We start from the raw sequence: 14,960 nt of genomic DNA on the forward strand, positions 1-14,960 counted from the left end.
GCCCTCGGGGAAGCAGTTGTCCGGGGTGTTGCGGGTGACGACGCTGCCGAGGAGGTTCACCGCGCCGGAGTACTCGTAGACGCCGCCGCCCTCGGAGTGCGCCGTGTTGCCGGTGACACGGCTCCCGACGAGCGTCGCCGTGCTCTCGTCGTTGAAGAGGCCGCCGCCCCACTCGGCGGTGTTGCCGCTGACGGTGGTCGAGTTGAGGCGGAGCACGGAGTCCGCGCCGTTGTAGACGCCGCCGCCCGAGGAGCCGGCGATGTTGCCGGTGACGGAGACGCCGTTCAGGGTCGCGGTGCCCTGGGGGTAGTTCAGCAGGGCGCCGGCGAACGTGGAGGTGTTGGAGCGCAGTGCCCCGCCCGAGATGGTCGTGGTCCCGTAGGCGTTGGCGACGCCCGCGCCCTGGTACGCGGTGTTCTCCTCCACCGTGCTGCGGCTGAGGGAGAGTGTGCCCTGGCTGCTGTAGACGCCGCCGCCCGAGAACGCCTCGTTGCCCCTGACCGTCGCGCTGACCAGGTTGACGGTCCCGCGGTCGTTCAGGATCCCGCCGCCGTACAGGTAGGGGAACTCGCCGATGCTGCCGCCGCTGACGGTGACCGAGGTCAGGGTGAGTCTCCCGTCCTGCACCACGTGGAAGATCCGGAAGTCCTCGGCGGCGTCCGGGGCCCGGCGGATGGTGGCGTTGCGGGCGGCGATGCTGACGTTCCCCGTGATCTCGGGCAGCGCGTCCCCGGGGTTGTCGGGCGCGCTGATCGTGTACGTGCAGTTGGGCGCGAGGACGATCAGCCCGCCGCCGGCGTTGGCCTGGTTGATGGCGTTCCCCAGCGCGGTGACGTTGTTGCAGGGCACGTACGTCTGGGCCTGTGCCTGACCGGCGGGCAGTGCCGCCAGGCACAGTCCCATGCCGACGGCGGCGCTCAGGGTGCCGGGCCGCAGGAGGTTTCTCATCGGGGACCTTCCTTGAGGGTTCGAGGGCGGGACCGGGGCGCACGGCACCGGAACACGGCGGGGATCCGGAGCGGCGGATACGCAGTGTGCGTCCCAGGTGGCGGGGAGTGATGATGCGATGCTCGACCGCCGGCGCCCGCGCCACCACCGGGCATACCGCCGGACGGCGGACACTCCGCCCTGGGCCCCGGGCCCCGGGCCCTGGTCCCCGGGACCGGTCCGCCTCCACCGGAGGCGGGAGTTTCGCTGCGGCGGGATGAAAACCGCACCCGGCGCTGTTGGTCAGTTGCGGCGAAAGGAGCCGCGACGTGGCGGGGAACGGGCGGGACGGACAGGGCGGGCAGGACGGGCAGGAGCCGGAAGCGGCACGCGGGTGGGCGAGGAGGCTCACCGGATACGCGTGGCGGTACCGGCGGAACGTGTTGCTCGCGCTGGGGTCCTCGCTGGCCGGTATGGCCGTCATGGCGCTGGTGCCGCTGGTCACCAGGACCATTCTCGACGAGGTGATCAGCGAGCAGGACCGGCCGCTGCTGCCCTGGGCGGCGCTGCTGGTCGGCGCGGCCGTCGCCGTGTACGTCCTGACGTACATCCGCCGCTACTACGGCGGCCGGCTCGCGCTCGACGTGCAGCACGATCTGCGCACCGACATGTACGGCTCGCTGACCCGGCTCGACGGCCGGCGGCAGGACGAACTGTCCACCGGTCAGGTCGTCGGGCGCGCCACCAGTGACCTCCAGCTCATCCAGGGCCTGCTGTTCATGCTGCCGATGATGATCGGCAACGTGCTGCTGTTCGTCATCTCGCTGGTCGTGATGGCCTGGCTGTCGCCGCTCCTCACCCTGATCGCCCTGGCCATGGCCCCCGCGCTGTGGATCCTCGCCAAACGCAGCAAGACCCGGCTCTTCCCCGCCACCTGGTACGCGCAGGGGCAGGCCGCCGCCGTCGCCGGAGTGGTCGACGGCGCCGTGACCGGGGTGCGCGTGGTGAAGGGCTTCGGGCAGGAGGCGCAGGAGACCGCGAAGCTGCGCGAGGTCAGCGGGAGGCTGTTCGCGGGGCGGCTGCGTACCATCCGGATGAACTCCGTCTACACCCCGGCGCTCCAGGCCGTGCCCTCCCTCGGCCAGGTCGCCATGCTGGCGCTCGGCGGCTGGATGGCGACCCGGGGGCAGATCACGCTGGGCACCTTCGTCGCCTTCTCGACGTACCTCGCACAGCTCGTCGGCCCGGTGCGGATGCTGACCATGGTGCTGACCGTGGGCCAGCAGGCCCGCGCGGGCGTGGAGCGGGTACTGGAACTGATCGACACCGAACCGGTCATCGAGGACGGCACGGTCGAACTGCCCGCCGATGCCCCGGCGACCGTCGAGTTCGACGGCGTCGGCTTCGCGTACGAGGACGGGCGGCCGGTGCTGGACGGACTGTCGTTCACGATCCGGCCGGGGGAGACCCTCGCCGTCGTCGGCGCCTCGGGCAGCGGAAAGTCCACGGTCTCGCTGCTCCTGCCCCGTTTCTACGACGTGACGAGCGGCGCCGTCCTGGTCGGTGGTCACGATGTGCGGGAGCTGACCCTGGAGTCGCTGCGCTCCGCGATCGGCATGGTTCCCGAGGACAGCTTCCTGTTCTCGGACACGGTGCGCGCCAACATCGCCTACGGGGACCCCGGGGCCACCGAGGAGCAGATCCTCGCGGCGGCGCGGGCCGCCCAGGTGGACCGGTTCGTCGCGGAGCTGCCCGACGGCTACGACACCAAGGTCGGCGAGCAGGGCCTGACCCTGTCCGGCGGCCAGCGCCAGCGCATCGCGCTGGCCCGCGCGATCCTCACCGACCCGAGGCTGCTCCTCCTCGACGACGCGACCTCCGCGGTCGACGCCCGCGTCGAGCACGAGATCCACGAGGCGCTGAAGGGGGTCATGGCGGGCCGTACGACGCTGCTGATCGCCCACCGCCGCTCCACGCTGAACCTCGCCGACCGCATCGCCGTCCTGGAGCGGGGGCGGCTGGCCGACATCGGCACGCACGAGGAGCTCCAGGAGCGGTCCGCGCTCTACCGCAGGCTGCTCACCGACCCGGACGAGCTGTCCGGGATCGAGCGCGACCCGGCGGGCGCGCTCGGCGGCGGCGTCGGCGGCTCGGCGGCGACGGGGTTCGCCGGGCCCGGCCCGGTCGGCGACCAGGACGGCGTCCGGCCGGCGACCGCCGACGGGGACCGGCGCCCGTACGCGGCCCGCGACGGCCGGGGCGGCACGGACGCCCGGCCGGAGACGGGGCCCGGCTCCGCCCGGGCGGACCGTGGGAACGGCCGGTCCGGGGAAGCCGGCCGGGACCGGCCGTCGTACGCCGCTTTCGGCGACCCGGCCATGGCCCAGGACCTGGGCGTGGACATCGAGGTCGAGGCCGAGATCGACTGTGAGCCGGTCAACGCCAGGCGGCGCGTCGTCGACGGCGTCACGCCCGGACTGTGGCGGCGGGCCGAGGACGAGGCGGAGGCAGAGGCCGGGGACGGCGCGGCAGCCGCCGCGTCCCGGGGCGCGACCGCCCTCCGCGCGAGGCGGGCACGAGGTGCCCGGGCCGCGGCCGCGCTCGATGCGAAACGGGCGCCCGTGTCCGCCGCCGCCCCGCCTGCCGCCGTGTCCGCCGCCGCGCCCGTCGCCCCGGGCGGACACGGCGGCCCGCCCGGCATGGCCGGCGCGCTCGCCGGGATGCCCGCGACGCCCGACCTGCTGGCCAAGGTCGCCGCGCTTCCGCCGGCCACCGACACCCCCGGCATCGACGAGGAGCGGGCGGCCAGGCCCGAGGAGTCGTACGGCCTGCGCCGGCTGCTGCGCGGCTTCGGCAGGCCGCTGCTGTTCGCGCTCCTGCTGGTCGCCGCCGACGCCATCGCGGGACTGCTGCTGCCGGTCCTCATCAGGAACGGCATCGACGACGGCGTGCAGCGGGCCGCGCTCGGCGCGGTGTGGACGGCCTCGGTGCTCGCCCTGCTCGTCGTCCTGGTGCAGTGGGCCGCGCAGATCGGCGAGACCCGGATGACCGGGCGCACCGGCGAGCGGGTCCTGTACGCGCTGCGCGTCAAGATCTTCGCGCAGCTCCAGCGGCTCGGCCTGGACTTCTACGAGCGCGAGCTGACCGGGCGGATCATGACCCGGATGACGACGGACGTGGACGCCCTGTCGACGTTCCTGCAGACCGGGCTCGTCACCGCCGTCGTCTCCGTGCTGACCTTCTTCGGCATTCTCGTCGCCCTGCTCGTCATCGACGTACAGCTGGCACTGGTCGTCTTCGCGACGCTGCCGCTGCTGATCGTCGGCACGTTCTTCTTCCGGCGCAGCAGCGTCAAGGCGTACGAACTCGCCCGCGAACGGGTCAGCGTCGTCAACGCCGACCTCCAGGAGAGCGTGGCAGGGCTGCGGATCGTGCAGGCGTTCCGCCGCGAGCGCACCGGGGCCGAGCGGTTCGCGGCCCGCAGTGACGACTACCGGCAGGCGCGGGTGCGCGGCCAGTGGCTGATCTCCGTGTACTTCCCGTTCGTGCAGCTGCTGTCGTCCGTCGCGGCGGCGCTGGTGCTGGTCGTGGGGGCCGGCCGGGTCGAGGCGGGAACCCTCACCGTGGGCGCCCTGGTCGCGTACCTGCTCTACATCGACCTGTTCTTCGCGCCCGTGCAGCAGCTGTCGCAGGTCTTCGACGGCTACCAGCAGGCGACGGTCTCGCTGGGCCGCATCCAGGAACTCCTGCGCGAGCCGACGACCACCGCGCAGCCCGGACACCCGCGCGAGGTGAAGGCGCTGCGCGGCGACATCGCCTTCGAGGATGTGCACTTCTCGTACGCCGACGGGGAGGAAGCCCTCGCCGGGATCGACCTGCGCATCCCGGCGGGGCAGACCGTGGCCTTCGTCGGGGAGACCGGCGCGGGCAAGTCCACGCTGGTCAAGCTCGTCGCGCGGTTCTACGACCCGACCAGCGGCCGGGTCACCGCCGACGGCACCGACCTGCGGGAACTCGACCTCACCGGCTACCGGCACCGGCTCGGCGTCGTCCCCCAGGAGTCGTACCTCTTCCAGGGGACCGTGCGCGACGCCATCGCCTACGGGCGCCCCGACGCGAGCGACGCCGAGGTGGAGGCCGCCGCCCGCGCGGTCGGCGCGCACGACATGATCGCCACCCTCGACGGCGGGTACCTCCACCCGGTCTCCGAACGCGGCCGCAATCTCTCCGCCGGTCAGCGCCAGCTGATCGCCCTGGCCCGGGCGGAACTCGTCGACCCGGACGTGCTGCTGCTCGACGAGGCGACGGCGGCCCTGGACCTCGCCACCGAGGGCCTGGTCAACCAGGCCACCGACCGCCTCGCCGGCCGCCGCACCACGCTCGTCGTCGCCCACCGGCTGACGACGGCGGCGCGCGCCGACCGGGTGATCGTCCTCGACCGGGGCCGCGTCGTGGAGGACGGCACCCACGCCGACCTCCTGGCCAGGGACGGCCGCTACGCGGAACTCTGGCGCACGTTCGTCGGCGAGCCGGCCACGGTCTGACACCCGGCCCCCGTCCGGGCCTCCACCCGCACCGCGCCCGGTCGCCGGGCGCGGTGCCTCGGGCTTGGCCTGCGTCCGGTGTCCGGACCGACCCGCGTCCCCCGCCCGGGTCGGCTGACCTCCGGCCGGGCCGGCGTCCGAGCGGGTGTGTGCCCGGCACTGGGCGCCGCATCCGGTGCGTGGTGGCATTCGCGGTGCCGCGCCGGGCCGCCGCGCGGCCGGAGCACCTCGTGCAGTGCCCGGGCCGAGTGCCCGCCTGTGTCAGGTGCCTGTCGGGGCGAGCCCGGCCTTCGCCTCGGCCTGCGTTCGGTCACAGCCCAGGACCTCCGGGCGCCCCCGTCCCGACCGGCCGGGCCGGCGTCCGGGCTTGCGTGCCGACCGGGCTCGGACGCCGGGGACGGCGGGGCGGGCAGCGGCACGGCGTCCGGGCTCGCGCGCACGCGCGACGCAAGAGCCGCGCCCGTTGTGGCCGCACTCGCGCGCCACGCCGCGCCGCCGCGGCAGACGTGTGCGCGGGCCGTCGGTTTTGTCCGGCCGGTCGAGGGGACGCGGACATCACGTACAGGCTGGGGGAAGGCAGGTACGCCATGAACCAGTCAGCCGGCAGGCCACCGGCGGCGCCGAGCGCCTTTCCGCCGGGCCGGCCCTCGACGAGCGAGGTTGCGGAGGCCGCCGGGCGGGCGCTGGTGTCGGCCGGTGTTCACCTCGTACCCGCTTCCGTCACACGCCGGTGCATGGGCGTGGACGAGGACATGTGGCGCCGTTTCTCCGCCCACTGGGAGTCGCTCGGCACGGACCGCTACGCCTCCTCCGACCGGGGCACGCGCCGCCTGCGCCGCTACGGGCAGTTCTCCGTCCAGCCGGCGTCCGGGCGGGTCGGCCTGCTGCCGCAGGCGGCCTTCGTGCAGCCGGAGAACAGCAACCCGCTCTACATCGGCGTTGAACGTTCGTTCGAGCCCCTGGCGGAGTCCTTCGTGGCCGACCCCGTGCTCCGGGCACTGCTGCGCCTGCTCGGAGAGGTGGCCACGGCCCTGGACGACGCTGCCTCCTGGAACGCGAAGGTGCATCCCTTCCGTGTCATCGCCTCGGCGGACGCGCACGGACTGCCCACGCCCGAGGGCCGGCACCGGGACGGCGTCACCCTCGTGTCCTCGTTCCTGGTCCGCCGGAGCAACGCGGCCGGCGGTGAGAGCGCCGTATTCGACGCGGACGGAGAACCGCTGCTGACGACCACGCTCAGCGAGCCGGGAACGCTCCTGCTGGGGGACGACCGCCGCACGCTGCACAGCGTTTCACCGGTGCGCGCGGCCGCCCGCGACCGGCCGGCGTACCGCGACGTCCTGGTCGTGACGTTCACACCCGGCTGAGACGAGACCCCTGACCCGGCCCCGGGCCTGCACCCGGCCCCGGCCCCGGCCCTACGCCTGCGCCCGGGGCTTCCTGCGCCGGGGCACCAGCAGGTAGACGGCCACCGCCATCAGGAGCGGCAGGAGACTGACGGTCAGCATCGTGAGCCGCAGCCCCTCGGTGAAGTCCACGTCGAGTTTCAGCCCGGACGCGTGCCGGAGCAGATTCGGGTCGTACCCGGAGCTGCCCGTGCTGACCGCCATGCCGCTGCGCGCGGCGTCCACGGCATTCTCGGCCTCGGTCACCGAGAGGCCGCGCGACTCGGCGTCGTTCAGCCACTCGCGCTGGAAGAAGACGTTGAAGAGCAGGAGGTAGACGGTCGGCCCGAACGCGTAGCCGGTCATCCCGAAGGCCTGCTGCACGGAGGCCACCGTGCCGGACTTCTCGGGCGGTGCGTGGGCGAGGACCGTCTCGGACACCGAGCTGGAGGTGACCAGTGACCCCAGATTGCACAGCCAGGTGGCCGGCACGAGCAGCCACACGGCCATCTCGGGGGAGGCGGTGCCCGCGAGCAGCAGTCCGCTCGCGGCCATCACCAGCAGGCCGCTGATCATCACCGGCCGCGGGGTGTACTTCCCGATGAGGACACCGGCCAGGACCACGGCACCGGCGATCAGCAGGGTGCCGGGCAGGAACAGCAGGCCGATGGTCTGCGGGGGCAGCGACAGCACCACGCCGCCGAACTGCCCGAGGACGAAGCCGAACCCGCCGACGATGAAGTTCAGTGTGAGGTTCGCGGCCAGGGCCACGCTGAAGGCGCGGCTGCGGAACAGCCCCAGTTCGAGAACGGGCTCGGGCGTGCGGCGTTCGTGGAACACGAACAGTACGAAGGCGATCAGGCTGAGCGCCAGCGGCAGCAGGGTCTCCGGCCGGGAGATGCCGTTCTGCGCCGCGGCGACGCCGATGACGAGGGCCAGCAGGGCCACGCCGACCAGGGTGACACCGGCGACGTCGAGCCGGCGGCGCTGCCCGCCGGGCGGATCGGGAACGTACCGGGCCGTCAGCCAGAGCGAGAGCAGGCAGAGCAGCGGGGTGACGAGGAACAGCCAGCGCCAGCCGACGGTGTCCACGACCCAGCCCGCCACCGCGGGGGTCACCCCGCACAGGACCATTTCCGTGGCCATGAAGACGCCGATGGCCGCCGGCCGCTTCTCCTCCGGCACCGACATCTTCAGCAGGGCGAACGACACTCCCAGCAGCGCGGCGAGCCCCAGGCCGTCCAGGAAACGCATCGCCAGCAGGTAGCGGTAGCCGGGGGAGAGCGTGGAGAGCAGGTTGACGACCGTGACGGCGACGAGTCCGAGCATCAGCAGGCGCTTCAGCCCGAAGGAGTCCGCGAGGCTGCCCACGGCGAGGACTGCGGCCGCCATCACCAGGGTCGCCGCCCCGCTCAGGAATCCGATGAGCTGGGACGGCACTTGGAGATCGCGGCTCATCTGCGGCAGGTTCAGGCTGAGCATGAGCGGGTCGACGACCGTGACGGTGAAGGCGATGGAGAGGCCGAGGATGACCGGCACCATTTTTGTGTCGATCCGTGACCGGGCCATCGGCACCGCGACACCTCCCGTGGTTCCGCACTCGTGTATGCCGCTCGACCGTAGCCCGGCCACCCCGCCACGCCGGGCCACTGAGGGCCGGACGCGCCGCCAGGAGGCCACCGTTCCTCCGGGGTGACCAGCGCGGCCGGGCGGGCACGGCGACGTGCGCCCGCGGTCCGCCCGGCGGGAGCCGACGCCGTCCCGCCGAGGCGCGCGGGCGCCGTGGGAGCAACCCTGTGGGCGTCCCGCGCGTCCGTACAGCAGTACGCTCCTGAGGCGGGAGGGATCAGTGGTGCGGATGACTGCGATACGGGGAGCCGCACGGCTCGGCGCGGGGATGGCACTCGCGCTCGGGCTCCTCGGCTCGGGCACTCTCAGCGGCAGTGCCGAGGCGGCGGCCGGATGTGCGGGGCGGAAGGTGAGGACCCTCGAGTTCGCCACCGGCGAGGTCCGCGTCTACCGCAGCGGCCACAACAAGTGCGCCGTGACCGTCGCGAAGAGACCCGGCTCCCGTACCTGGATGTCCGTCAGCGTCCAGGCCCGCGGCAGCAAACCGCTCACCGACAGCGGCTTCTACCGCCGCCAGGCGGGCCCCGTGACCGTGCGCGCCGCGCACCGCTGCGTGCGCGTGAAGGGCACGGTCGGCAGTAGGTCCACCGCCTCCGGGTGGATATTGTGCTGAACCGCCACAACTGCTGACGCGTGCGCCCAACGGGGCCTGGCGGCAAGCCTGTTGGCTCCGCTAGGTTCCGGCCCACATCTGTGAAAAGTGGGAGGGCGAATGCGCAAGGCGCTCAGATGGCTGCTGTCGCTCGTGGTGCTCATCGGCACCGTGGGCGTCGGCGGCGCATCGGCCGGTGCGGCCACAGCCGCGGAAACGGCCGAGCAGGACATCAAGGAACGCGTCCTGGCGATACCCGGAATGAGTTTCGTCGAGGAGAAGAAGTACCCCGGTTACCGCTTCTTCGTACTGAACTACACCCAGCCGGTCGACCACCGGCACCCGTCCAAGGGCACCTTCGAGCAGCGGATCACCCTGCTGCACAAGGACACCAGCCGCCCCACGGTCTTCTACACCGGCGGCTACAACGTCTCCACCAGCCCCGGCCGCCGTGAGCCGACCCAGATCGTCGACGGCAACCAGGTCTCCATGGAGTACCGCTTCTTCACCCCGTCCCGGCCCGAGCCGGCCGACTGGAGCAAGCTGGACATCTGGCAGGCCGCCAGCGACCAGCACCGCATCTTCAAGGCGCTGAAGAAGATCTACCCGGAGAACTGGATCTCCACCGGCGGCTCCAAGGGCGGCATGACCGCCACCTACTACGAGCGCTTCTACCCGCGTGACATGGACGGAGTCGTCGCGTACGTCGCCCCCAACGACGTTGTGAACAAGGAGGATTCGGCCTACGACGAGTTCTTCGAGGAAGTCGGCACGGCCGAGTGCCGGGACCGGCTCAACGCGGTGCAGCGCGAGGCGCTGGTGCGCCGTGAGGCACTGACCGCCAAGTACCGGGAACTCGCCGAGGCGGAGGGCTTCACCTTCACCACCGTCGGCAGCCTCGACAAGGCGTACGAGGCCGTCGTCCTCGACTACGTCTGGGCGTTCTGGCAGTACAGCCTGGAGTCCGACTGCGAGTCGATCCCCGTCGCGGCCACCGCCACCGACCAGGAGATCTGGGACAGCGTCGACTCCATCTCCGGCTTCTCGTTCTACACCGACCAGGGCCTGGAGCCGTACACCCCGTACTACTACCAGGCGGGCACCGAACTCGGCGCCCCCACCATCGAGCTTCCGCACCTGGGGGGCCTGATGAAGTACGGCTACCTGGAGCCGCGCAACTTCGTGCCGCGCTCCATCCCCATGCGCTTCAAGCCCTGGGTGATGCGTGACGTCGACTCCTGGGTCCGCCACAACGCCGACCGCATGCTGTTCGTGTACGGCGAGAACGACCCCTGGGGCGCCGAGCCCTTCCGCCTCGGCAAGGGCGCACGCGACAGCTACGTCTTCACGGCTCCCGGCGCCAACCACGGCGCCCGCGTCTCCGGCCTCACCGAGGACCAGAGCGCCACGGCCACCGCCGCGATCCTGAAGTGGGCGGGCGTCGCGACGACCGCCGTACAGCGGAACCCGGAGCTCGCGCGGCCGCTGGCGAAGTACGACGCGAAGCTCGACAAGCGGAACCTCGAGCGCGAGCCGCTCCTGCGCCCGTGAGCCCGAAACGTCCGTGAGCCCGCAGCGGCCGTGATCCGGCTGGTCGCTCACACCGGGGCCCGCCCCGCGCCACCGTGCGCGGGGCGGGCCCTTTCGTGCGGGCCCTTTCGCCGCCTTCGCCGCCTCTCCCGGACTTCTCTCCGCGCCGCACTCGCCGTCACAGCTCCCGCGCGCATCCGACCGGCCGTTCCCCGCCCACCTGCACGTAGAGGAGCGTTGCGGAGGGGCACTCGGAGCGCCGCCCGACCGCGGTGGTGATCCGGAACTGCGGCGCCCGCTCACCGGACCCGTCGCAGGCTGTCTCCTTCACCTCACCCTCCCGGGAGCGGTAGACGCAGTCCCCGGTGATCGTCAGCGGCCCCCCGCCGCCGCCCGGATCCCCGGGATGCGGCGGCTCCAGGTTCCGCATGCAGGCGTAGCCCTGCGGCACCGTGCCGTCGCCGTCCTCGTCCACCGAGGGCCGGGCCTGGGTGATGTGCAGGACGAAGTCCGTGCGCGCGGGACAGCGCGGCCCGTCGCTCTGCCGACCGCCGTGGCGGGCGATCACCCGGGCCGCGGCCTTCTCGCTGGTGCACGGCACCTCGCGGAAGTCGTCCTCGGCGCGCGCGCTGCACTCCTCGCGCTCGAGGAACACCGTGCCGTACGAGGAGGGTGGCGAGCCCGACGCGTAAGCCGCCGTGCTCTCGCCGGACGTGCCGCGCCGCTCAGTCATCTGGCACCCGGTCAGGACCGGGGCAGCCGCCACCACCGCCACCAGAAGTGCCCCCACCCGCGCACAACGCCACTTGCGCATAGGTTCCCCCGGTATCCCCGATATCCCCCTGATACCGGCCTCCAGCGTGGCCCGCGCGGGCGGGCGCACGCCAGAGGGCCGGGGCGTACCTTCAGTACGTCAGCCCGTAACCGATCGGGTACAGCACCTGTGCCGGATCGTCCGCACGCTGCACGGGCACGGGCAGCCGCCCCGTGGGCCCGGCACGTCCCGCGATGACACGGGCGGCCGCGCGCAGTTCGACATCGGTCCAGGAATACGTGGCGAGGGACGCCGTGACCCCGGTCAGCCGGGCGATGTCGTACGGATTGCGGATCGCGACCTGGACCACCGGCACGCCGGTGGCGGCGAGCGCGGCGACCAGGGTGCGCTGGGAACTGCCGGCCGAGACGTTGTACGTGGCGACGACCACCGCGTCCTTGCCGGCCGCGGCCGCCACCGCCTCGTCGATCCTCGCCTGTGTCGGGGCGGTTCCGGTCGACAGGGCGGACGCGGAGAAGCCGAGTTCGTTCAGCGCCGCCGCGAGGACGGCGGTGGGCGGTCCCGTGGTCCCGGTCGGGGAGGCCGGGTCCGCGCCGACCACCAGCAGGCCGGGCTGCCGGCGGCGGGACAGCGGCAGCAGCCGGCCCTCGTTGACGAGGAGCGTCGTGGTGCCTTCCGCGATCCGGTCCGCGGCGAGCAGGTGCGAGCGCCGGCCCACCGTGCGCGCCACGTCCCCGGGCGAGACGTACGGCTCGCGGAACAGGCCCCTGCGCGCCTTGAGCGTGAGGATGCGCAGGACGGACGCGTCGATCCGTTCCTCGGTCAGTTCCCCGTCGCGTACCGCCTTCAGCACGGCGTTCCGGGCGAGCGCGAGATCGGGCGGGTTCAGCAGCTGGTCGGCGCCCGCCTTGAGCGCGAGCACGGGCACCCTGTCGTCCCCGTACTGCTGGCGCACGCCCGCCATGCCGAGGGAGTCCGTCACCACCACCCCCTCGTAGCCGAGTTCCTCGCGCAGGATGCCGGTGAGGACGGGGCGAGAGAGGGTGGCGGGGTCGCCGCTCGGGTCCAGTGCGGGGACGACGATGTGAGCGGTCATCACGCAGTCGATGCCAGCGGCGATCGCGGCCCGGAACGGCGGCGCGTCCAGCTCCTCCCACTGCTCGCGGGTGTGGTGGATGGTGGGCAGCGAGGTGTGGCTGTCGTCCACGGTGTCGCCGTGTCCCGGGAAGTGCTTGGCGGTGGCGACCACACCGCCGTGTTGGTATCCGCTCACCTGTGCGGCCACCAGCCGCGCCACCGCTTCGGGGTCGGCGCCGAACGAACGTACGCCGATGACGGGGTTGGCGGGGTTGACGTTGACGTCGGCGACCGGGGCGTAGTTCTGGTTGATGCCCATCGCGGCCAGCTCGCGGCCCGCGATCCGGGCCGCCTCGCGGGCGCCGGCGCGGGAGCCGCCCGCGCCGAGCGCCATCGCGCCCGGCAGCAGCGTCGCCGGTTTCCCGACCCGGGCCACGATGCCGTGTTCCTGGTCGGTGGAGATCAGCAGCGGCACCGGCGTCGGCCCGGCGAGGCCCGCGCGCTGGATGCCGTTGGAGAGGGCCGCGATCTGCTGCGGGTCGCGGGTGTTGTGCGCCCAGGCGAAGTAGATGATTCCGCCGACGTGGTACTTCGCGATGAGTTCGGCGGCGGTCCTGACGCCGATCTCCTTGAGGTTGGCGTCGATGTCGGCCTGGTCGGGGGCGGTGGCGGAATGCCCGTACACCCGCATCACGAAGAGCTGGCCGACCTTCTCCTCGATGCTCATCCGGGCGAGGAGGCGTGCGATCTCCCTGGTGCCGGGCTGCCCGGTGTCCGGCTTTCCGGGGCCGTCGGCCCGCGCCGGGAAGGAACCGGCGGCCAGGGCCGTCGCCGCGGTGGCGGCGAGGAGGGTGCGTCTGGAGGTGCTGCCGCGTTCGTGCACATGCGCTCCTGACAGTCGTGACAGTCGTGAGGAACTCGCAACTCGCATGAAGAAAACTTCCAGCAGGACACGGATAGCCGGAAAGTTATTGCCGGTCAAGGAGCGGGACCGCCCGTGGTGGTCCTTCGCGCGGGACTGGGGTTGGGAAGCCCGGCGGGGGCCGCGCGGGGATGGGACGGTTGGGAGGGATTTGCGTGTTACTGAGAGGATCCTTCGCGAGGCGACCCCCCTCGCCTCGCCCGCGCGCGAAGGAGCCGTATCCGATGCACCTGTCACAGACCCCCGCGATCGAATCGATCTACGCCACGATCCTGCGGCGGAATCCCGGTGAGGCCGAGTTCCACCAGGCCGTCCGCGAGGTCCTCGGTTCCCTCGGGCCCGTGCTCGCCAAGCGGCCCGAGTTCGCCCAGGCCAAGATCATCGAGCGGATCTGCGAGCCCGAGCGTCAGCTGATCTTCCGCGTCCCGTGGACGGACGACTCCGGCGAGGTCCACATCAACCGCGGATTCCGGATGGAGTTCAACAGCGCGCTCGGCCCGTACAAGGGCGGTCTGCGGTTCCACCCGTCGGTCTCGCTCGGGATCGTCAAGTTCCTCGGCTTCGAGCAGGTCTTCAAGAACGCCCTCACCGGCATGCCCATCGGCGGCGGCAAGGGCGGCAGCGACTTCGACCCCAAGGGCCGCTCCGACGCCGAGGTGATGCGCTTCTGCCAGTCGTTCATGACGGAGCTCTACCGGCACCTCGGCGAGTACACCGACGTCCCGGCCGGTGACATCGGCGTCGGAGGCCGGGAGATCGGCTACCTGTTCGGTCAGTACAAGCGGATCACCAACCGCTACGAGTCCGGTGTCCTGACCGGGAAGGGCCTCGGCTGGGGCGGCGCCCAGGCGCGTACGGAGGCCACCGGGTACGGCACGGTGCTGTTCACCGCCGAGATGCTCCGCCACCGCGGGGAGGACCTGGAGGGCCGACGCGTCTCCGTCTCCGGCTCCGGCAACGTCGCGATCTACGCCATCGAGAAGGCGCAGCAACTCGGCGCGACCGTCATCACCTGCTCCGACTCCACCGGCTACGTCCTCGACGAGAAGGGCATCGACCTCGACCTGCTGAAGCAGGTCAAGGAGACGGAGCGGGGCCGTGTCTCCCACTATGCCGAGCGGCGCGGCGCGCACGCGGCCTTCGTGGAGGGCGCCTCGGTCTGGGCGGTGCCGACCGACGTCGCTCTGCCCTGCGCCACCCAGAACGAACTCTCCGAGACGGACGCCGTCGCCCTGGTGAGGAACGGCGTCAAGGCGGTCGCCGAGGGCGCCAACATGCCCACCACCCCGGAGGCCTTCCGGGTCCTGGAGCAGGCGGGGATCCCCTTCGGCCCCGGGAAGGCAGCGAACGCGGGCGGCGTGGCGACGAGCGCCCTGGAGATGCAGCAGAACGCCTCTCGCGACTCCTGGACGTTCGCCCACACCGAGGAACGGCTGGTGGAGATCATGAAGCACATCCACGACACCTGCTCCGAGACCGCCGAGCGGTACGGCAGCCCGGGCAACTACGTGGCCGGCGCCAATATCGCCGGGTTCGAGCTGGTCGCCGAGGCCATGGTGGCCCAGGGCCTGATCTGATC

Annotated in this window: 9 protein-coding genes; 5 read left to right on the plus strand and 4 right to left on the minus strand. The window is 72.3% G+C overall.

What is annotated here, in order from left to right; genetic code table 11:
* Window positions 1–948, minus strand: a 948-nt coding sequence (locus GUY61_RS22910; protein WP_166632116.1) for a hypothetical protein, incomplete at its 3' end; no start/stop codon positions are given.
* Window positions 949–1,256: 308 nt separating this feature from the next.
* Between GUY61_RS22910 and GUY61_RS22915 the strand changes: the two genes are divergently transcribed.
* Window positions 1,257–5,471 (plus strand): ABC transporter ATP-binding protein, encoded by a 4,215-nt coding sequence (locus tag GUY61_RS22915; protein WP_166632117.1) that lies wholly within the window; start codon window positions 1,257–1,259, stop codon window positions 5,469–5,471.
* A 587-nt stretch (window positions 5,472–6,058) separates the two neighbouring features.
* Complete coding sequence (locus GUY61_RS22920; RefSeq protein WP_166632118.1) at window positions 6,059–6,838, plus strand: 2OG-Fe dioxygenase family protein; 780 nt, start codon at window positions 6,059–6,061, stop codon at window positions 6,836–6,838.
* A 51-nt stretch (window positions 6,839–6,889) separates the two neighbouring features.
* Here the strand turns inward: GUY61_RS22920 and GUY61_RS22925 are convergent, their stop codons facing one another.
* A complete protein-coding gene (locus tag GUY61_RS22925) occupies window positions 6,890–8,425 on the minus strand; it encodes an MFS transporter (protein ID WP_166632119.1) in 1,536 nt (511 codons plus the stop codon).
* Window positions 8,426–8,714: 289 nt separating this feature from the next.
* On the opposite strand from GUY61_RS22925, the gene GUY61_RS22930 reads away from it, so the two are divergent.
* Both GUY61_RS22930 and GUY61_RS22935 read left to right on the plus strand, forming a co-directional pair.
* Window positions 8,715–9,098: a hypothetical protein gene (locus tag GUY61_RS22930; protein WP_243766679.1), complete on the plus strand. Its 384-nt coding sequence runs from the start codon at window positions 8,715–8,717 to the stop codon at window positions 9,096–9,098.
* A 99-nt stretch (window positions 9,099–9,197) separates the two neighbouring features.
* Complete coding sequence (locus GUY61_RS22935; protein WP_166632120.1) at window positions 9,198–10,628, plus strand: S28 family serine protease; 1,431 nt, start codon at window positions 9,198–9,200, stop codon at window positions 10,626–10,628.
* Window positions 10,629–10,785: 157 nt separating this feature from the next.
* On the opposite strand, the gene GUY61_RS22940 is transcribed toward GUY61_RS22935, so the two are convergent.
* The gene (locus GUY61_RS22940; RefSeq protein ID WP_166632121.1) at window positions 10,786–11,421 is read right to left on the minus strand and encodes a hypothetical protein; all 636 of its coding nucleotides are present in this window, start codon (window positions 11,419–11,421) and stop codon (window positions 10,786–10,788) included.
* 91 nt (window positions 11,422–11,512) lie between these two features.
* On the minus strand, window positions 11,513–13,342 hold the full coding sequence (locus tag GUY61_RS22945) for a glycoside hydrolase family 3 protein (protein ID WP_166632122.1): 1,830 nt from the start codon (window positions 13,340–13,342) through the stop codon (window positions 11,513–11,515).
* A 263-nt stretch (window positions 13,343–13,605) separates the two neighbouring features.
* Between GUY61_RS22945 and gdhA the strand changes: the two genes are divergently transcribed.
* Entirely contained in the window at window positions 13,606–14,958 is a 1,353-nt protein-coding gene (gene gdhA, locus GUY61_RS22950; protein ID WP_166632123.1) for an NADP-specific glutamate dehydrogenase, read from the plus strand.
* The last annotated feature ends 2 nt before the right edge of the window (window positions 14,959–14,960 follow it).

Origin of the sequence: Streptomyces sp. GC420, assembly GCF_009916105.1 — a bacterium.
In the GTDB taxonomy this organism is placed as follows: Bacteria; Actinomycetota; Actinomycetes; order Streptomycetales; family Streptomycetaceae; genus Streptomyces.

Bases quoted from the DNA above. Each gene is read 5' to 3' on its own strand.
- GUY61_RS22920 (WP_166632118.1), top strand. From the start codon at position 6,059: ATGAACCAGTCAGCCGGCAGGCCACCGGCGGCGCCGAGCGCCTTTCCG.
- GUY61_RS22925 (WP_166632119.1), bottom strand. From the start codon at position 8,425: ATGGCCCGGTCACGGATCGACACAAAAATGGTGCCGGTCATCCTCGGC.
- GUY61_RS22930 (WP_243766679.1), top strand. From the start codon at position 8,715: ATGACTGCGATACGGGGAGCCGCACGGCTCGGCGCGGGGATGGCACTC.
- GUY61_RS22935 (WP_166632120.1), top strand. From the start codon at position 9,198: ATGCGCAAGGCGCTCAGATGGCTGCTGTCGCTCGTGGTGCTCATCGGC.
- GUY61_RS22940 (WP_166632121.1), bottom strand. From the start codon at position 11,421: ATGCGCAAGTGGCGTTGTGCGCGGGTGGGGGCACTTCTGGTGGCGGTG.
- gdhA (WP_166632123.1), top strand. From the start codon at position 13,606: ATGCACCTGTCACAGACCCCCGCGATCGAATCGATCTACGCCACGATC.